Annotated in this window: 20 protein-coding genes and 2 riboswitches; of the genes, 6 read left to right on the top strand and 14 right to left on the bottom strand. The window is 37.7% G+C overall.

What is annotated here, in order from left to right; translation table 11 throughout:
- Nucleotides 1-105 precede the first annotated feature (105 nt).
- The 8 genes from AC3ANL_RS11240 to AC3ANL_RS11205 all read right to left on the bottom strand — a co-directional run bounded on the left by AC3ANL_RS11240 (nucleotide 106) and on the right by AC3ANL_RS11205 (nucleotide 5,528).
- Complete coding sequence (locus tag AC3ANL_RS11240; RefSeq protein WP_488329294.1) at nucleotides 106-732, bottom strand: DUF3267 domain-containing protein; 627 nt, start codon at nucleotides 730-732, stop codon at nucleotides 106-108.
- 273 nt (nucleotides 733-1,005) lie between these two features.
- Nucleotides 1,006-1,137 carry a hypothetical protein gene (locus AC3ANL_RS11235; RefSeq protein WP_488329293.1) on the bottom strand — a complete coding sequence of 44 codons (132 nt, stop codon included), beginning with the start codon at nucleotides 1,135-1,137 and terminating at the stop codon, nucleotides 1,006-1,008.
- A 160-nt stretch (nucleotides 1,138-1,297) separates the two neighbouring features.
- Entirely contained in the window at nucleotides 1,298-2,116 is an 819-nt protein-coding gene (locus tag AC3ANL_RS11230) for an STAS domain-containing protein (RefSeq protein WP_488329292.1), read from the bottom strand.
- A gap of 91 nt (nucleotides 2,117-2,207) precedes the next feature.
- Nucleotides 2,208-2,807 (bottom strand): PP2C family serine/threonine-protein phosphatase, encoded by a 600-nt coding sequence (locus AC3ANL_RS11225; protein ID WP_488329291.1) that lies wholly within the window; start codon nucleotides 2,805-2,807, stop codon nucleotides 2,208-2,210.
- A 104-nt stretch (nucleotides 2,808-2,911) separates the two neighbouring features.
- Nucleotides 2,912-3,916, bottom strand: coding sequence for a SpoIIE family protein phosphatase (locus AC3ANL_RS11220; protein WP_488329290.1), 1,005 nt, complete (start codon nucleotides 3,914-3,916; stop codon nucleotides 2,912-2,914).
- A 3-nt stretch (nucleotides 3,917-3,919) separates the two neighbouring features.
- Entirely contained in the window at nucleotides 3,920-4,336 is a 417-nt protein-coding gene (locus AC3ANL_RS11215; protein ID WP_488329289.1) for an anti-sigma regulatory factor, read from the bottom strand.
- Between the two features lie 3 nt (nucleotides 4,337-4,339).
- Complete coding sequence (locus AC3ANL_RS11210) at nucleotides 4,340-4,702, bottom strand: STAS domain-containing protein (RefSeq protein ID WP_488329288.1); 363 nt, start codon at nucleotides 4,700-4,702, stop codon at nucleotides 4,340-4,342.
- Between the two features lies 1 nt (nucleotide 4,703).
- Complete coding sequence (locus tag AC3ANL_RS11205) at nucleotides 4,704-5,528, bottom strand: STAS domain-containing protein (protein ID WP_488329287.1); 825 nt, start codon at nucleotides 5,526-5,528, stop codon at nucleotides 4,704-4,706.
- Nucleotides 5,529-5,733: 205 nt separating this feature from the next.
- Here AC3ANL_RS11205 and AC3ANL_RS11200 point away from each other — a divergent pair, with 205 nt between their 5' ends.
- Nucleotides 5,734-6,003 carry a DUF2188 domain-containing protein gene (locus AC3ANL_RS11200; protein WP_488329286.1) on the top strand — a complete coding sequence of 90 codons (270 nt, stop codon included), beginning with the start codon at nucleotides 5,734-5,736 and terminating at the stop codon, nucleotides 6,001-6,003.
- Between the two features lie 61 nt (nucleotides 6,004-6,064).
- Here the strand turns inward: AC3ANL_RS11200 and AC3ANL_RS11195 are convergent, their stop codons facing one another.
- Together AC3ANL_RS11195 and AC3ANL_RS11190 are read right to left on the bottom strand one after the other, a co-directional pair.
- Complete coding sequence (locus tag AC3ANL_RS11195; protein ID WP_488329285.1) at nucleotides 6,065-7,717, bottom strand: ABC1 kinase family protein; 1,653 nt, start codon at nucleotides 7,715-7,717, stop codon at nucleotides 6,065-6,067.
- 32 nt (nucleotides 7,718-7,749) lie between these two features.
- Nucleotides 7,750-8,079 carry a phasin family protein gene (locus tag AC3ANL_RS11190; RefSeq protein WP_488329284.1) on the bottom strand — a complete coding sequence of 110 codons (330 nt, stop codon included), beginning with the start codon at nucleotides 8,077-8,079 and terminating at the stop codon, nucleotides 7,750-7,752.
- Between the two features lie 281 nt (nucleotides 8,080-8,360).
- Nucleotides 8,361-8,469, top strand: a riboswitch (TPP riboswitch).
- 102 nt (nucleotides 8,470-8,571) lie between these two features.
- On the opposite strand from AC3ANL_RS11190, the gene AC3ANL_RS11185 reads away from it, so the two are divergent.
- Genes AC3ANL_RS11185 through AC3ANL_RS11165 form a run of 5 tightly spaced genes read left to right on the top strand, consistent with a single transcriptional unit; the run spans nucleotide 8,572 to nucleotide 12,323 of the window.
- Complete coding sequence (locus AC3ANL_RS11185) at nucleotides 8,572-9,213, top strand: thiamine phosphate synthase (protein ID WP_488329283.1); 642 nt, start codon at nucleotides 8,572-8,574, stop codon at nucleotides 9,211-9,213.
- On the top strand, nucleotides 9,197-10,324 hold the full coding sequence (gene thiO / locus AC3ANL_RS11180; RefSeq protein ID WP_488329282.1) for a glycine oxidase ThiO: 1,128 nt from the start codon (nucleotides 9,197-9,199) through the stop codon (nucleotides 10,322-10,324). Before AC3ANL_RS11185 ends, thiO begins: the two co-directional genes overlap by 17 nt.
- Nucleotides 10,325-10,334: 10 nt before the next feature.
- A complete protein-coding gene (thiS, locus tag AC3ANL_RS11175; protein ID WP_488329281.1) occupies nucleotides 10,335-10,538 on the top strand; it encodes a sulfur carrier protein ThiS in 204 nt (67 codons plus the stop codon).
- Between the two features lies 1 nt (nucleotide 10,539).
- Entirely contained in the window at nucleotides 10,540-11,307 is a 768-nt protein-coding gene (locus tag AC3ANL_RS11170; RefSeq protein ID WP_488329280.1) for a thiazole synthase, read from the top strand.
- Nucleotides 11,304-12,323 (top strand): thiazole biosynthesis adenylyltransferase ThiF, encoded by a 1,020-nt coding sequence (locus AC3ANL_RS11165; protein WP_488329279.1) that lies wholly within the window; start codon nucleotides 11,304-11,306, stop codon nucleotides 12,321-12,323. The genes AC3ANL_RS11170 and AC3ANL_RS11165 overlap by 4 nt, the downstream gene beginning before the upstream one ends.
- Before the next feature lie 146 nt (nucleotides 12,324-12,469).
- On the opposite strand, the gene AC3ANL_RS11160 is transcribed toward AC3ANL_RS11165, so the two are convergent.
- From AC3ANL_RS11160 to metE, 4 genes are all read right to left on the bottom strand, one after another.
- Nucleotides 12,470-12,970: a flavodoxin domain-containing protein gene (locus AC3ANL_RS11160; RefSeq protein ID WP_488329278.1), complete on the bottom strand. Its 501-nt coding sequence runs from the start codon at nucleotides 12,968-12,970 to the stop codon at nucleotides 12,470-12,472.
- Entirely contained in the window at nucleotides 12,951-13,994 is a 1,044-nt protein-coding gene (locus AC3ANL_RS11155; RefSeq protein ID WP_488329277.1) for a ribonucleotide-diphosphate reductase subunit beta, read from the bottom strand. Before AC3ANL_RS11155 ends, AC3ANL_RS11160 begins: the two co-directional genes overlap by 20 nt.
- Before the next feature lie 24 nt (nucleotides 13,995-14,018).
- Nucleotides 14,019-16,301 (bottom strand): ribonucleoside-diphosphate reductase subunit alpha, encoded by a 2,283-nt coding sequence (locus AC3ANL_RS11150; RefSeq protein WP_488329276.1) that lies wholly within the window; start codon nucleotides 16,299-16,301, stop codon nucleotides 14,019-14,021.
- Nucleotides 16,302-16,542: 241 nt separating this feature from the next.
- Nucleotides 16,543-16,720: riboswitch (cobalamin riboswitch) on the bottom strand.
- Between the two features lie 85 nt (nucleotides 16,721-16,805).
- Complete coding sequence (gene metE / locus AC3ANL_RS11145) at nucleotides 16,806-19,100, bottom strand: 5-methyltetrahydropteroyltriglutamate--homocysteine S-methyltransferase (protein WP_488329275.1); 2,295 nt, start codon at nucleotides 19,098-19,100, stop codon at nucleotides 16,806-16,808.
- Between the last annotated feature and the right edge of the window lie 101 nt (nucleotides 19,101-19,201).

Raw genomic sequence — 19,201 nt, 5'->3', positions numbered from 1 at the left:
GAACTCATTCATTAGGTTTGTCTTTCGTGAATCGGAAAAACTGGTGTTCACCTTTCGTTTTTAACGCATAATCGATAGACCTTTTTTGATTAAATTAGCAATCTATTATTTTGTATACAAAGATTTCCAATATGTCTTCAGTCCATTGCTTCTTAGTACAGAATTTTTCGGTACTTGTGTTAGCAAGAAAACTAAAGTTAGCATATCTACCGATGATGCGGCTGCGTTCAGTAGGAAAAGAAATTTTATGGAAGGTGTCAGCACCTCCATTAATCCTAATAAAAATGGGAATAGTATTGAAATTATCACAAAAGGTGCTATCGTGATGACGATAAATCTCCTTCTCCTAATCTCTTCCTCTGTATAAACGAATCCCCCAAAGAGGGTTAATCCGATGAAGGTCCTGTTTGACTTCATGAATTTAGGAATAAACAGGAGATGAATGAGTTCGTGGATGACCACCATCAAGATAATCCCTACAATTACGTCTATATGAATTGAAAAAGAAAATGATTGTGATTCTACTGAAAAACCAAATTCCTTTAACGTCATTTTTGAAAAGGGATTAATGACCATTGCTGATATAAAGATATTGATAAACATAAACGGAATTGAAACTAAAACCGTCATAAGGAATGTTTTAGGCTCTTTGAGCAGAATCCAATCGTTTTTCAATAAATCTATATGCACCTCTTGATTACTCTTAGGGACCTTGTTCGCGACTTTCATCATCCAACCCCCTTGGATTTTTTTGGCAATTTCAGTATACCACATCTTAATAATAAAAAAGTATTTTTGGTAAACTGAAAAAAGCCCTTCTCATATTATAAGTTAGGGCTTTGGTCATTTATTTTTCAATTAAATCTAATTTTCTCTACCAAATACTGTACTCCATATCTAGGTTAATATGAAACAATTGCTAAATAGATTGATTACATAATCCTTTAAGCTCTTCCTCTATTCTTGCTTTAGTTATATGTCCTCTCCATTATGCTTTATCTTTTATTAAAACCACAATCTTTTATTATAATCGTATTCAGAAACATCTAAACTCTCTTCCCTCTCTTTTTTTGGGGTACTTTCTTTACAAGGTTCTTCTGTTTGGTTATGTTCACGTTGTTCTATTAAAAGTTCCATAAATTTGTATCCCCTTTCCTATTACTTATAAATAATTATAATGGAAGCGTTTACATTTGTCTTGTGTTATTTTCTGGTAATACTAGACACACAAATTAAATGACGTGTGCTATTCACACGTCATTATCGGTATCTATTATCTAGTTAAGATGTACGTATTTTAAACAAAATAATTATTTAATGTTTGCTGTAAGGTTGCTTTTGTTTGGGCAAAATTAGAAAAATCAATTCCTAAATGCACCATTTTTCTAACAAGTTCTGGGCGTAATCCAGTTATAATTGATTCTGCCCCCATTAACTTTATACCAATCAACACTTTTTGAAAATGAGCAATGGTTACTTCATCCATGTCGGATATTCCAGATAAGTCGATAATTAATGTTAAGATCCTTATCTTTGAAATTTCTGTTAATACTTTCTCTTCAATAATATGCATTCGATAAGAATCAAACATACCAATCAAAGGCAATACAGCTACCGTTTGGCTAACTGGTATGATTGGTACGGAAAGATGTTCGACTAATTTCCTTTGGGAATGAATTAATTCATCTTTAAAATGTGAATAGCTAATGAAAAACGTGTTTAGAAACTCGTCAATTCCATCATTAACCTTCTTTTCCAATTCGAAAAAATCTTCAATAAAATTAACGTTAACATTTCGATTATAAAGATTGATAAAATTCCATAACGTACGTCTGATTGCATGTACCCATTCTAATTTGAAGGCAAGCGTTAATGAATGTCTCGCCCAAGCAATTCCCTCTTCGTTAGCAAAAGCAATGAGATCATCTTTTCTATTTTCCACTACATAAAGAACTAGCTTTTGAGCATTTTTCAATAAATCAATATTTCCCTCTTTTAAAATACGCTCAATATTCGATGCAACATTGACAGCCTCGGATAAAAGTTGCTCCTTAAATTCTTCATTATGGTAATTAATATATTCTGAAATATTTTTAGTATCGCAGGATGGTTCCATATTATATTCCTCCAAAGGTATTTCTTCTGGGCCTCAAATATCACCCAATTAATATCCATACCCTCTTTTTTAGTAAATAAACATTTTTTTGTTAAAATAATTGACCTACAATATAAGTGAGGTCGTCTTTTCCTGTTTTCGCAGAGATTTCTATATAGTTAGATATCTCTTCAATTGATCGAGAGGAACTTACTAATGACTTAATACCGGGAATTGCAAGACCATCCGTATGAAGAATAAATTTGGATCCCTTTTCATATGAAAAGGTTTCGCATTTGTATTTTTGGGGTTTCCCAGATAAATATCCGAGGACAGGCAGTGGATAGATAAACCGACCAGAGGGGCAAGAAAGAATAAATTGGATGTTTCCTACCGAGCTATAGATGAAGGTCTCTTGTGAAAAATGTACCTTTAAAATTGATATTGTTGCACCCCTTTTATTCTTGAGGACCTGGTTGCAACTATCGATTAATACCTCTACCTCTTTATCATAGTTTTTTTCTACCTCTTGACGAATCGCGTTTGAGGAATAATAGGCATGCTCCCCGCTTCCTAACCCATCGGCAACCACACAAATAAAGAAATCGTCCGTTGCTTTCATAAAAAAACTATCCCCGTTAAATACATTACCTTCCTTTGGAATCTGATAGGCGATTGCCTGAATATGTTGGTTAAAGTCAAGTTCAAGCATTTTTTTACCCTGCATCTTTACCAAGAGCCTTTCATAGATTATTTCTTACTTATTTAGTTCCTTAAATACATTCTCTAAAATAAAACTACCCGGTCAATTATTCTTTAAACTCTTTTTATAATAATGAGCGTAAAATCATCTCTGATCTCAAAATTTTGGAGTCTCTCGATATCACGATAAATATTTTCCACCATTTCTTGTGCGGATAAATGCATATAGGTTTGAATTAAATCGGTAATGACCGAACGTTCGATAAATCCCTTTTCCGTCCGTGATTCAGTCACACCGTCAGAAAGCAAAACGATCATATCTCCGGGTTTAACCATTTTTTCATATTGCTCATATGTACTATTTTCTACTACACCTAACACCACGCCTCTTGCTTTGAGATCCTCAAAAGAGTCAGAAGAAGCATGATAATAGAACCCTTGTTCATGCCCCGCAGAAGCATATGTAAATGAATGTTTTATGACATCATAGATTCCGTAAAACATGGTAATAAACATACTTGAATCAACATTATTTTCTACGATTTTATTTAAATTTGTTAACAATTCAGTCGGATTTTTGCTGCACTTTGGTAAACTATCCATTGCATATATAATCATAGACATACAAAGAGCTGCAGGTATTCCTTTGCCAATTATATCTGCAATGGCAACACTAATAGTTTTTCCATCCTGAACAAAGCGATAAAAGTCTCCATTCATTTTCTTGGCCGGTATACTAATCGCACCAATATCTACTTCCTCTATCTTTGGAATTGGCGATTCTAATAAGTTTTCTTGTATGCTGGCAGCCATTTCAATTTCCGACTTAATTTCAACTTGCTTGTCCCGCAAGCTTTGATGTTCTTGATAGGCTAAGCCATAGTTCATCATAAATTCAATGAGGAAATCAAACGAAGCTAAGATTTCCTCACTAATATCTGGAAATAACTCCTTTAAGACTTTACAATGAATGCTAATAATTTCCTCAGGAGATATTTGCTGTTTAATGGATTTCCTGCTAAACATTTGTCCTTGATACAACGCTGCTTCGGAAGATTCTTCTAAATATCTGCGAAGTAATTCCCGATAACTTGATTCTAAAATCGGTTTAAAATCCATTTGCTAACCTACCCTCCTATCTCGAAGCCATTTTACTACCTGAATGGTTGTCCCTTCTCCAAGTGATGAGATGAGATCGAATTCATCCATTAAACGTTTTACTCCTGGTAATCCTGCCCCTAAACCACCAGATGTTGAAAACCCATCTTCCATCGCTCTTCTAATATCCTGAATTCCCGGACCATGATCAACAGCCATTACTTTTAAACCTCTCTTTTCAAAATCATTGACAGGCTCAAAATGAATTTCTCCCTTGCCGGCATACAAATAAATATTACGTGCCAACTCAGAAATGGCAGTGGTAATTCTAGCCTGGTCAACTGTTCCAAATCCTATTTCTTTTGCAATGTTTCTTCCCAGTTGTCTAGCTGCAACGATATCCCATTCTGATAATATTTTTACAGAGGATTCATTCTCCATACTTTAATCCCCCAACTCTCGTTGTAAAGTTTCTAACCCCTTTTCTAGATCTAATGCAGTATGGATATCTTGGAGGTGAATCCCGAGTTCAACCAAAGTAATCGCTACAGCTGGTTGAATGCCAGTTAAAACAACTTTTACCCCCATCAATTTGGCCATACTAATTACATCACCTAGAACCTTAGCAATAAACGAATCAATCATATCGACCGACGTGAGATCAATAACAACACCGCTAGCACCGGTTTCATGTATGCGTTGAAGCAATAATTCTTGAAATTGTAATGCCGTTTTATCATCAAGCTCCCATTGAATAGAAACAAACAGACAATTATATAATTTTAGAATTGGTATTTTTGTATTCATTCTATTCCTCCGTTGATACAATCTTTCGATTTGTCATTTCTAATGCAGCTATGATCCCCTCTTGCAAGTTGCTTTTGGTAATAACCTGATTTAAATTAATTCCTAAATTAACAATTGTTTGGGCTATCTCTGGTCTTATGCCGACAATTAAGCATTTTGCCCCAATTAATCTTACTGCTTCAGTAGCTTGAATAATATAATGAGCCACCATTGTATCCACTACAGGGACCCCTGTTATATCAATTAACACGACTTGCGATCTATATTTCACAACACCCTCAAGCAAATTTTCCATGATCCTTTTTGCCCTATCTGTATCAATTGTTCCAATGAAGGGCATGACGGAAATATTATCAAAAACAGGGATAAGTGGTGCAGATAATTCTTCCAGTGCGATTCTTTGCAGAGATATCGTTTTTTGCCAAGAGGCTGCGTACTGACTGAATAATTGGTTATTAATCGGACTAATCCAATTATCATAATCCCAGACAAATTCCATTTGCTTCTTTTCTGAGTCATCTTTCGTAATATGAAAGAAAACCATCTTACCAAACTCGGTTATACAATCCATAATAAAACTTAATGTCCACCCTAATTGAATTAATTTTTGAGTGAACTCACTTATTTTGATATTAACTTTCTCCTCATTACTAGAGTCATAAAATAATAAATTTATATAATCATTACAAATATTGAGATACCTTTGGTCTGATATGATCTTTGATATATTGTAGCCATCTAAACTGTTTATTTTATCTAACCACTCATTGGCTAACTGAGTCCTATTTTTTTGGATATATTCAAGAATATAATTAGACTCCCCCATATTTAAATGCCTCCTTTAATTTGATCGTTACGCTTTTTAATATATTATACCATAACACAAGTACTTAGAAATCAGGAGCTCAAGGAAGCAAAAGTGACTAATATAAATATGTGTTTATTCTATTAAAAAACAAACGGTGATGTTTCTAATATCTTGAATCGGGTAAATGTAAGGGTAAAGACAAAATAAATTTGGAGGGAAACCGATGACAAATAAAAGAGATAACCAAGATGATCGTGATCAATATTTTAAAGACCGCGCTGGAACCGATGATGCAAGATTCCATGTTGTTCCACATGACGAGGAGGGCTGGGCGGTGAAAATTGAGGGAAACGATGGGCCAGCCTTCACAACTGATTCAAAAAGTGAAGCTGTAAAAGAAGCCAAACGGATGGCAGAAGATTCTAAAACGATGGCATACATCCATGATGAGGACGGAAAAATTGAACAACAGCATAATTACATGGAATCTTAAAATGCCCGGGAAGTGAACCTTCCTGGACATTTTAATGTTAAAAAAATAAGACTTCCCCTAGTTAAAAACGTCCTGTTTTAAGAATGGAATAAATAATCCATAGAAACATTAAGAATGCAATAACAAAGCCAACTTCGACTGCGTGTATGCTGGTTAGAATGGTGTTGGTTCCGAAAGTGGCCCCAACTATTAAGCCCAATACCACGATACTAAAGGCAAGTAGTGTTAAACTAAACGAAAATTTGTTGCTTAAGCGATCTATTTTTGTAAAAATATCATCAAGCTCATGAACACTAATTTTCACCTTTAAATCCCCTTCGGAAGTCTTCTGAAGAACTTCCTCCAGCTGGCTAGGAATTTTCGTAAAGCTTTCAGCCATGTCCTCTGCATCGTTCAAAAGCCTTTTTCCAAATTTGACAGGATTATAGCGTTCCAGCAATAGTTGTTGACCATAAGGCTTGGCCAATTCAAGCAGGTTTAATGAAGGATTTATATCTGAAATAATTCCCTCCAACGTTATTAACGTTTTTCCCAGCATCATAAAATCAGTGGGGATATAAATTTGATGATTTTGGGCAACCGAAAAGAGATCGTTGATAGTCAAACCAAAATTCAATTCTCCTAAAGGGGTATGGCTGAATTTTTTTCTGATTCTGTCAATATCATCATAAAATAGTTTATCATCAACCGATGAGGGGATATAGGTAAGCCTGTACATAGCCTTCACTATTAAATCAGTATCTTCATTCATAAGACCGATCATCAATGTGGTCACATCATATCTTTTTCTCGAAGATAAGCTGCCTATCTGCCCAAAATCAATAAAACCCAGCTGCTTCGTATCAGGATTGTAAAGAATGTTACCAGGATGCGGGTCTCCATGAAAGAAACCTTCTCTTAAAATTTGGGTAACAAACGATTCTACTAACCTATCAGCAATCTGTCTTTTTTCCTCCGGAGTTAGGTTAAGATGTTGGATCTCGGTAATTTTTATTCCTTCGATCCGTTCCATCGTGAGTATTTCGGCTGTAGTGTAATCCCAATAAATTTTGGGAACTTTTATGCCATTATGGTTTTCAAGTTGAAGCTGAATCGTTTCGGTATTCCGGCCTTCCTCCATATAATCCAGTTCATTTTTGATTGATTCGGACAGCTCATCCATCAAATCTGTGATATGATAATGTTCGGCCCAATCATAGTGGTTTTCCATCATCTTTGATAGGTCCTTTATTATTTCAAGATCTGCAAAAACCGTTTCTTTTATTTTAGGCCGCTGTACCTTTACCATTACCTCCTGGCCTGTTGGCAGTACTGCTTCATGAACTTGGCCGATCGAAGCAGACCCGACCGGTGTTTCATTAAAGCGAACAAATACAGCCTCAACCGCCTGTCCGAATTCGAGCTGGATTTTATCATTTATCTCAATAATTGGGACTGGTTTTACATTATCCTGAAGAAGTTCCAATTCACGAATGACTTCTACTGGTAACAAGTCACTCCTAATACTAAGGAGCTGGCCTAACTTAATAAAAGTAGGGCCAAGCTCCTCTAATAAAATGCGTAATCGGTGCCCTATTTCCTGCGGATTTTCCTGTTTAAAGTCTGCTATTAGTCGGTCTTTCATCGTAAGGGTATCGGTTAAACCGATCTCTTGGACTATGTAACCAAACCCATGTTTTACCAACAGGGAAACAATTTCTCTATATCGATTCAAACGTATAATTCCACTTGTCCTCATCCTGCCACCTATATCAGTTCAACGTTTGTGTTGTTATTTTTCAATCGGGCGATTTCTTGTTGAAGTAGTAATAGTTGGGACTGAATATTATCTAGTTCCTCTCGTGCCACGAAGCCCAGGTCCTTTAGCTGGGACTGTACCATTTCACGGTATTCTTGATTCCAGCTCTCGCTTTTTTCTTCGCCGCGTTTCAGAAAATCACCGAATAAGGAATTTGCTTCCGATTGGCTTACCATCCCTTTTTCAATCATGTTCTTCATCAGATCATCTAGTTTTTCTTTTCCATATAAAGTAGCTCCCAGCCCTAATAGGAATCCATTTTTAAATAGGTCTTTCATTCTTATATTCCTCCTTAATATTGTTTTACTATTCCATACCCTAAAATGGGGGAGCAATATCATAAAAGCAGTATTAAAATTGCTGGCTTTTCATAACTCCTATATTTCTCCAAGATACAAAAAATTCATGCCCCTGTCCTTTTATGTATTTTTTCTATATATATAAAGTGAGAAAAAAGGCACTCTTTATGAATTTATTTAATAGTTAAAATTATTTGACATTCTTAACTCAAGTGTTAGTATTATGCATGTAGGTTATTATTAAAAATTATAATGGAATTTATATCCGCTAGAGGTGCCTTTTTAAAGGGCTGAGATTGAAGTACTACTTCGGGACTCTATGAACCTGATCTGGGTTATACCAGCGTAGGGAAGTGGAAAACGCGATATTTGAGTGTGCAAGCATTTCATTTCAAATTATCAAACCACTTTCTTACATAAGAAAGTGGTTTTTTGTTTTCACTTATTTCTTAAGCGGACTATTCTGAAGGGGTGACGCCAATTTTAACGAAGGAAAAAGAGCTACATATTATTTCGAATGGTAAGATGCCAATCGAGAAGTTACGGGAGATTTTAGTCGATATCCACCCATATGTAACGTCGATTCATTTACGGGAAAAACAAAAAACAGCACGGGAACTTTTTAATGCGGTTGATTTGCTTTCTAAAGACATCCCCCTATCCAAAATCATAATAAATGACCGGGTTGATGTTGCTTTGATTACAAGTGCGGCAGGAGTTCAATTAGCCTTTCATAGTTTAGATGCCGCACTTGTAAAAAAAGCGTTTCCCCAGTTAAGGGTAGGAAGTTCCATCCACTCTCTTCATGAAGGAGAAAAAGCCCAACTGGCTGGAGCAGACTACGTGCTTTTTGGCCATGTCTTCCCTTCTAAATCTAAACCAGGAAAGACACCAAGAGGACTCGAGGAATTATCAAGGGTAAATCAACTGAAAATACCCGTATTTGCTATTGGCGGTATAACACCTGAGAATACGAAACAAGTCTTTCAAGCTGGTGCAAAAGGAATTGCGGTCATGTCAGGTATCTTAGAATCCCGCGATCCATTATTAGCTGTAAAAGCGTATGTAAAGGCATTAAAAGATGGAGATGGAATAAGTGAAAAATTCATTTGATGTTGCCATTATCGGTGGCGGGATTAATGGGAGTTCAATCGCCTATCAACTATCAAAGCTTGGAAAAAAAGTGGTTATGATCGAGAAAAACTATTTAGCTTGTGAAGCCTCCAGTGCAGCTGCCGGAATGCTAGCGGCACAAGCGGAGATAGAACAAGACGGTCCCTTATTTCAGTTAGCTCTAAAGAGTCAGGCAATGTTTCCAGCCCTCTCAAAAGAGTTATTTGAAACAACCGGTATTGATATTGAGTTTGTTCAAAGAGGCATGATAAAAATTGCAGAAACGGATGAAATTGCAACAGAAGGACAACAACAGGCAGCGTTTCAACGGAATTGGGATCCAGAAATAGAATGGCTTGATTCTCATAGTGTACGAGAATTGGAACCATCCCTCTCCCCAAGCGTGGCCGGCGGGATGTATCTCCCTAACGATGGGCATGTCCAGCCAGCTAAATTATCACAGGCTTTTGCAAAGGCGGCTGAACAATTGGGGACGAAAATCCTTGAAAATACCGAAGTCCTTTCATTTATCTATGAACAAGAGCGAGTCATCGGGATTAAAACCACTTTAGGAAACATTCATTGCAATCAGGTTGTCCTTGCAACAGGTGCATGGGCTTCAAAGCTAATGCATGACACAGGGCTTGACATAACTGTTTATCCTGTCAAAGGTGAATGCTTCTCTGTTAAATCAGATACACCCATCATTAACAGAACTATTTTTTCAGATAAACGATGTTACTTAGTACCAAAACGGAATGGTGAAATCTATATTGGAGCTACCCAAGTTGAGAATACATTTGATAAAAACGTGACACCTGGCGGAATTGCTACATTAGTAGAAAGAGCCGTTCAGCTGGTTCCTCAAATAAAAGATGCCAGATGGGAGCGAGTTTGGGCTGGTATTAGACCTCAAACTAGCGACGGCCTCCCCTACATCGGTGAACATCCTTTAAAGAAAGGATTGTTCATTGCAGCCGGGCATTACCGAAACGGAATTCTATTAAGCCCAGTGACAGGTACGCTTGTAGTGGATTTATTGGAAGGAAGACCAGATAAACAACTTCTCTCTGCTTTCCGGATTGATAGAAATAAAGAAATGGTGCATTAGGGGGATAATAATGACAGTCTTATTAAATGGCGAATCAATTCAATTACCAGAACAGATTGTCTCTGTTTCAGATTTACTAAAGCATTATGAAATCCATGATAAAGTCGTTGTGGTCGAAGTTAACGGAGAGATTTTAAACCGTTTGGAACACCAGAGAACTAGATTAACAGATAAAGATCGAATCGAAATTGTCCATTTTGTAGGAGGCGGTTGATATGTTAAAAATTGGTCCATTATCATTTAATTCTCGTTTGTTGCTTGGGACTGGAAAATATCCTAGCTTTGAAATCCAAAAGGAAGCAGTAACGGTATCAAAAGCAGAAATACTAACGTTTGCGGTTCGACGAATGAATATTTTTGAACCAAGTCAGCCAAATTTTTTAGAAAAGCTAGACACTAGCATTTATACTCTCTTGCCCAATACAGCTGGGGCAAAAACAGCAGGAGAGGCTGTTCGTATTGCGAAACTAGCAAAAGCTTCCGGTCTCTGCGATATGATTAAAGTCGAAGTGATTGGCTGTGATAAAACGTTACTTCCTGATCCGATTGAAACCCTCAAAGCAACTGAAGAATTAGTGAAGGAAGGATTTATTGTCCTCCCTTATACATCTGATGATGTCGTCTTAGCAAGGAAACTTCAAGAAGCTGGCTGTCATGCGGTCATGCCTGGAGCCTCACCCATTGGCTCTGGTCAAGGTATCATCAATCCAGTAAATCTTAGTTTTATTATCGAACAAGCAGTTGTACCTGTTATAGTTGATGCTGGTGTTGGCTCACCTTCCGATGCTGCGTTGGCAATGGAATTAGGAGCCGATGGTGTTTTATTAAATACCGCTGTTTCAGCAGCAAAAGATCCAATAAAAATGGCCAAAGCGATGAGTTTAGCGATTGAAGCTGGACGCTTAGGCTATGAAGCCGGTCGAATCGAGAAAAAGAGGTACGCTACTGCCAGCAGTCCAAAGGAAGGAATGAGTATTGGGTGAATAATCGGTACTCACGGCAGGAATTATTTCCACCTATCGGAAAAGCTGGGCAGGAAAAAATATCAGCTAAACATGTTCTCATTATTGGGGCCGGTGCACTTGGCTCAGCAAATGCCGAAGCACTTGTCCGTGCCGGGGTTGGTCAGCTAACCATCGTGGATCGTGACTACGTGGAATGGTCAAATTTACAACGGCAGCAGTTATATTCCGAAGATGATGCTTTAAATCGTCTACCAAAAGTCATTGCGGCAAAAAAACGCTTAACAGCTATTAACTCTTTTGTAACCATAGAGGCATTGATTGCGGATGCATCGGTTTTAGAGCTAGAAGAATGGGCTCAAAAAGTAGACCTCATCATTGACGCAACTGATAATTTTGAAACTAGAATGATGATTAATGATGTTTCCCAAAAGTATAAAGTTCCTTGGATTTACGGTGCTTGCGTGGGGAGCTATGGAATCTCCTACACCATTATTCCTGAAAAAACGCCCTGTTTCTCTTGTTTACTAGAAACCGTTCCCCTAGGAGGATTAACCTGTGATACAGCTGGAATTATTAGTCCAGCTGTGAACATGGTGGTATCCTATCAAATTAGTGAAGCACTAAAAATTTTGGTAGGTGACTTGGATTCATTACGAAATAAATTAGTTTCTTTTGATTTATGGAAAAACCAGTTTAGTGCGATTAAAGTAGACCCATTGAAAAAAGAGGATTGTCCCACTTGCGGGAAAAAGCCCTCCTATCCCTTTTTGTCTTATGAAAATCAAACCAAAACGGCGGTACTTTGTGGAAGAGATTCCGTTCAGATACGCCCTTCCCTTCCAATTGTCCGTGATTTAGAGGAATTAGAAAAATTATTAGCGAAACTAGGAGGAACCGTACAGCGAAACCCTTACCTTGTATCTTTTAAAACAGTTTCTCATCGACTAGTGGTTTTTAGAGACGGAAGGGTTTTAATACACGGAACGAAAGATATATCTGAAGCAAAGGCAATCTACCATAGATACTTAGGATAAAGAAAAACAAATAAGGTAGAGGCAGCAAGAGAAGTAGGCTTGTTATAAAAATAAGGAGGATGTCTCATAACAAAGGGTCAGACCCTTTTGAGAGATCCTCTTTAAATTCTCTTCGTAAATCTCACTCTTACTGAAAAAAATGTGGTTTATTGTTTAATTAAGAGATTCTTCACATTAAACCTTTGATCACACCTATTTGCACGTTTTAGAATTGCTTCCACAAACTTTTCACAGCGCTCCCGATCTGAACTTTGTGGAAATAATTCAACCTTCAAGGTTGCAGCTAAGCTCGTCTGCACAAATAACATATCTCTAAAAAAATCCACTGCACCACAATACTTAGGATAACAGCTATCCCCGGTTCCAAAGACGGCTGTAATCATTTCTTTTCTTTCTAGTAATTCAAACACCTGATATAGTCTCCCCATTTCCTTGGGGATTTCACCATTCCCCCATGTGTATGTACCAATCACTACTGCATCATATTGAGGTAAATGGGTAACCGAAAATTCATCAATTTTAAATAAAGAAATTTTAATGGATTTGCTCAGGAAGTGGCGATAAATTTCCCCAGCCAGATCTCTTGTGTTTCCTGTAACGGAGGTATATACAATCGCTATTTTCATCTTACAATTCATCAAATCCATTGGACTGGGACACTTTGGAATAGGTCCTTGACTTTTGCTCAAAGAAATCAGACTTTGTCTCATTCAGCATGTCATCGCCAAAGATTTGAATCCAAGGCATAGGATTGTTTCTTTCTTCATACAGGTTTTTTAAACCTAGCTGTCTTAAGCGTTTATTAGCCAGATATTCGACATACCCTTCGAATTCATGTAAATCAATTCCCTTTATATCTGCTAAGATATAATGAGCCCATTCTTTTTCAAGTATGACAGCCTCATTAATCGTTTGGTACACATATTGAATATTTTCATTTGTATGCAGGGTAGGATTTTCGGTTAACAGAATCCGAATAAACTGGGACATAAAGTAGGCATGCTGCATTTCATCCCGCTGAATATAACTAATCATTGTACTGGTTTTTAGCATTTTTTGCTGACGGGCTAAATGATAGAAAAAAGCAAATCCCGCATAAAAATAAATCCCCTCAAGATTAATAGAGTTCACACTCAATTTAAATAAGGTTTGTGGCGAAGGGTTTTGTTTAAAATCCTCATAGGCATCTAGAATCAATTGATTTCGCTTCCTTACGATCGGATCCAGTTTTGCTTGATTAAACCGCTCATTTTGTTTTCCTCTCGGAATGAGCGAGCTTAGAATGTAAGAGTACGATTCAGTATGAACCGCTTCTTGCTGTGCAATCACTGCAAAAATTGCTTTAAAGCTGGAGTCTGTCACATAATCCATCACTTGACTCATCGTCGGAGTTTGCAGGCTGTCGAGTGCAGCAAGCTGCGTATTGATTCGCAGGAATACATCCTTTTCTTTCTCACTAAGGGATTCCCATTGTTTAATATCATCCTGCATATTAATTTCTTGCGCCTTCCAAAAATTAGAAAGTAATGTTTGATACAAATCATACATTTGTGGATAGGCAATATCATTCCAATTAAGAAGCCCTGAAGACTTGCCATTTATAATGCCAGTAGATTTATTTGGAAACTCAGGATTTAATAGTTTAATTTTGGTTAATGGTGTATGGATCATCTAGTTCTTACCTCCGCGTTTAAATTAACTTTGACATGCTTCACATTCTTCCATCTCAGATTGAGATGTGCTCCTTACATAATAGGTGGTTTTTAAACCTTGCCGCCATGCTTCAAAATGGAGATGTAATAAGTCTCTTGCTTTAATATCATGACGAACATAGAGATTAAAGCTAATCGATTGATCAATGTGGCGCTGGCGTGCAGCATTTTGCCGAATACTCCAAGACTGATCTAATACATGTCGGGTACGGCGATAATAATCGTATGTGTGGTGATCCAAATCGGGCGCCGTTACTTTGAATCTAAAATTTTTCTTTTCCTCTGCGTATTCGACAGCATACAAAGGATCAATTCCATCGGTCGAACCGCCAATCTTGGCCGTGGAGGAGTTTGGCGCAATCGCCATCATCCAGCCATTTCGAATTCCATATTCGGATATATCCTTCTTCAATTGATTCCACCGTTCGGTTCGATACACTTTACGGTCAAAATATTGGCCGGTTTGCCATTCTGACCCTTCAAACTTACTATAGGCTCCCTTTTCCTTCGCTAATTCCATGGATGAATGAATTGTAAAGAAGGCAATATCCTCATAAAGACGATTAGCATAAGAAACCGCTTCTTCCGATTCCCAGAATATCCCCTCTAATGCAAGCAGGTGATGCCAGCCATATGTCCCTAGTCCCACTGCACGGTATTTTTTATTGGTAACATCGGCTTGTCCGACAGAAATCCGATTAAGATCAATGACATTGTCTAGCATTCTCATCTGGATCGGAATCAACCGTTCTAAAACATGATCCTTTACAGCTTTCGGGAGATTAATAGACGATAAATTGCAGACAACGAAATCACCAGGTTTACGAACAATAACCATATTTCCGTCTTCATCCTTATATTCTTTTACAATCGTAGTGGCAGACATATTCTGGGTAATCTCCGTACACAAATTGCTGCAAAAAATGGAAGTGCGGCCCGTTCCCCTTACATGTTTGTTAGGGTTTTGACGATTGACTTCATCTCGATAAAACATGTAGGGAGTACCGGTTTCTAATTGAGAAATCATGATTCTCGCCATAATATCCATTGCGCGATATGTTTTCCGAGGAAGAAGTGGATGATTGACTGCTTCTTCATACTTTTCGGTAAAAAACTTTTCATCCACCTCGTCATAATAATCTTCCAGACCAAGTGGTGTCCCGTTTTCATCCTTCCATCCCATGATTTGTTTTACTTGATGTGGGCAAAAGGTATGCCATTCACCAATACTTCGCCCGTTTTCATCTACTTCTTCGAGTTTCTTCATAAACAAATCAGGAATTGACACCCCGGTAAAAATGTCATGAGCTTTGCGTCTTTCGTCTCCGTTATTTGTTTTTAGGTCTAAAAAGCCATTCATCATGTCCTTATGGAAAACATCTAAATAAACGGCGACGGCTCCCTGTCGTTGTCCGAGCTGATCGACACTCACAGCCGTATCGTTGATCAGCCGAATCCAAGGCACGACACCTGACGAATTCCCTTTGAACTTCTTGATATCAGATCCTAAGGCACGTATTTTCCCAAGATAAATACCAATCCCGCCGCCATCTTTACTCAATCTAGCAATATCCCAGTTATTTAAATAAATCCCATCTAAGGAATCATCTACGGTATCAATGAAACAGGAAGAAAGCTGCCCAAAGCTTTTTCCTGCATTTGATAAAGTCGGTGTCGCAACGGTCATATACAGGTTACTTAGCGCCCAGTAAGCCTCAATAACATTTTGTAAACGCGTTGTCTTTGGTTCATTCATCATTAATGTCATGGCGATGATCATAAACCGTTCTTGCGGTAACTCGTAAATATTTCCTTCGTAGTCTTTGGCAAGGTAACGATCTGCTATTAAAAATAATCCAATATAATTAAACAAATAGTCCCTCTCAGGATTAATCTTTGAACCTAAACCTTTTATCTCTTCTTTTGTATATTCTTGTAAAAGATCGTTAGAGTAGATTCCTATTTTGGTTAACTCGGTAATAAGTGAATAAAAATCACCGTATTTGTCTTCAGGCTTATATCCTCTATGTATGGATGCATTCTGATAAAGTTCATTTAAATATAAGTTTGCCGCAAGAAAGGTCCAGTTTGGATCTTCCATTGAGATTTGATTTAAGGCATACAACAGTGATTGTTCGTAGCGTGAGGATTCCTCAAGTACGGATATCTTTTCTTTAAGTTTAGATGTGTCTATCTGATATTTTTCAGAAACTCTATTTATCGTTTCTAAAATTGTATCGATTTCCGATTGATTTTTAACGCTCATATCTAGTTCTCCTTTTTATTACCGTGAGCACTCTTTTTTGGAGCATACGGTCACAATTACCTTTTTTTGTACCCGGGGACTGGCTTTTTCCAAGCGAACGGTCACAATCCTTTTCAAACAAAACAAAAAACCCATCAAATAGGAGATGGGTTTAATAAACGTGGATTTATCTAATAAAAACAGCTATTTCACTGTAATAGTCAGAATACCCTCGTTATATCTTCCCACCTCCCGAAGAAGATAATACGCTATAAAAATGGCAGGTCTCCTGACTCATGCTTCATCCTACTCTAATCCCTTCCCGTCCAAAGACAGTGGCTATGATTATTTCGTCAGCAATTACAGTTGCGGGTACAGTTCTGGCTTTTCACCAGATTCCCTTTTAAGTCTATTCAGACACCATTTTCATTGGTCATTATCTATATTTAGTGTATTTTAAAAAAACAAACACTAAATATTGTATACAAACAAATATAGTATACAATATTCACTTTGACAAGTCTTTTATTTTTTCACAATCAGCTTTTCTCTTGCTTGGACTGCCGCTTCTACCATCACCTTAAGAGCTGCAATCGACTCCTCCATACCACGCGTTTTCAAACCGCAATCAGGATTGATCCAGAACAGCTTGGGATCAAGCACTTGAAGTGCACGATCAATGTTTTTTGTCATCTCTTCCAGTGTTGGGACTCGTGGACTATGAATATCATAAACACCCAGACCAATGCCTTTATCATAGGTGTGCTCTTCAAAAGCATTTATCAATTCACCATGACTTTTGGATGTCTCAATGGAAATAACATCTGCATCCAGCGCTTTTATGGCATCAATAATATCTTCAAAATTCGAATAACACATATGGGTATGAATTTGTGTTTCGTTTTGGACAGACGATGTGGCTAGTCTAAAGGCATAAACCGCAGCATTCAAGTAGCTTTCCCATTGAATGTGCTTTAAGGGAAGTCCTTCACGTATAGCTGGTTCATCCACTTGAATCATTCGAATTCCGTTAAATTCTAATAGCTCAATTTCTTTTCGAAGCGCAAGCGCTATTTGATTGGCCACGTCATAACGTGAAATATCATCACGCACAAACGACCAGTTTAGAATCGTAATCGGACCTGTCAGCATCCCTTTAACAGGTTTTGTTGTTAACGATTGGGCATAAACCGTTTCCTTAACGGTCATTGGTGCTAGAAAAGACACATCTCCATAGATTAGCGGCGGCTTCACACAACGTGACCCATAGGACTGCACCCAGCCGAATTTAGTAAATTGGAAACCGGCTAATTTTTCACCAAAGTATTCAACCATATCAGTCCGCTCAAACTCACCATGTACCAACACATCCAGGCCAAGCTCTTCTTGTATATCCACCCACTTTTTAATTTCCGCATTGATATATTCTTCGTATTCATGATTCGTTAACTCGCCTTTGCGCCAATTTAAACGCTGTTTTCTTACCTCTTGTGTTTGAGGAAAGCTTCCAATTGTTGTCGTTGGTAGTAGCGGTAATTGAAAAGCTGCTTCCTGTACCACTTGGCGGACGTTAAACGAAGCATCACGTTCGGGTCGGTAGTTAGGCAGGAATTGTATAGCTTTTTGGATTTCAGCGTGGTTCCGAAATGATGATTCATTTAATGCTAAAATCGCTTTTGTACTTGCCATGATTTCTTCCTTTTTCGTTTCTAACCCATCTTGTAAGCCTTTTGTAAGGACAACAAGTTCATGCAATTTTTCATCTGCAAATGATAATGAATCTTTAAGTACCTCATTGATTGTTTCTTCGCTCCTCACAGTTACAGGGACATGTAATAAGCTTGATGAAGGCTGCACAATCAGGCGGTCTTTTGAAACAATCTTGGCAATCTCAGCAAGTAAAGAAAACCTATCATCAAGGTTCGCACGCCAGATGTTACGCCCATCGATCACTCCGGCTGCAAGCACCTTATCTTTTGGGAAACCAACCTCTTTCAAAGCAGCAAGATTCTGACCGTGATCATGAACAAAATCCAATCCAATTCCTTTAACAGGAAGAGCAATGATATCTTCGTAATGTTCAATGCTATCAAAATATGTTTGCAAAATAACTTTTACGTTGGGTGCTGTATCATGCAAGGTTTGATAGACATTGGTAAATAGTTCAACCTCTTCTTTTGAAATGGTTGTAGACAAAATGGGTTCATCGATTTGGACCCATTCAACCCCTTCTTGTTGTAAATCCTTTAAAATTTCAGCATAAAGTGGCACAAATTGTTGAACCACTGTTTGAAAGTCACATTCCTCATAGCCCTTTGACAGCTTTACAAATGTTATAGGACCTAATATGACAGGCTTCCCGTCAATATCCAGTTTTTGTTTCGCCTCTTTATAAAATTGAAGCGGCCTGTTTTCGACAAGTCTAGGGACTGCTTCATCCAACTCTGGAACAATATAGTGATAGTTTGTGTTAAACCATTTTGTCATTTCTGATGCTACTGCATCCTTAGTTCCTCGCGCGATATCAAAATATGTTTCTAGTGAAACCTTCCCTCCACTATATTCAAACCGCTTTGGTACCAGGCCGAACATAACAGCGGTATCAAGGACATGGTCATACAAGCTAAAGTCTCCCACTGGAATCAAGTCAATTCCTTGATCCTTTTGCTTTTGAAGAGACGAAAGTCGAATCCCCTCTATTTGTTTTAAGAAAGCGGATTTTTCAAGTTTACCTGCCCAGAACTGTTCAAGTGCTTTTTTCCACTCGCGTTTTTCCCCTATTCGTGGATAACCTAAATTCGAACTTTTCACTTTACTCATCGTATTCGTACACTCCTTTATTTTGTTTATTTTCGTCATCAACAAAAAAAATCTCCCTTTTCAAGAAGAAAAGAGAGATTAATACGTCCAGTTAACTAGAG

The sequence above is a fragment of the Neobacillus sp. DHD-1R genome (assembly GCF_057747995.1).
Note: the sequence above shows the minus strand (reverse complement) of the source record. Positions and strands in the feature narration are given on the sequence as shown.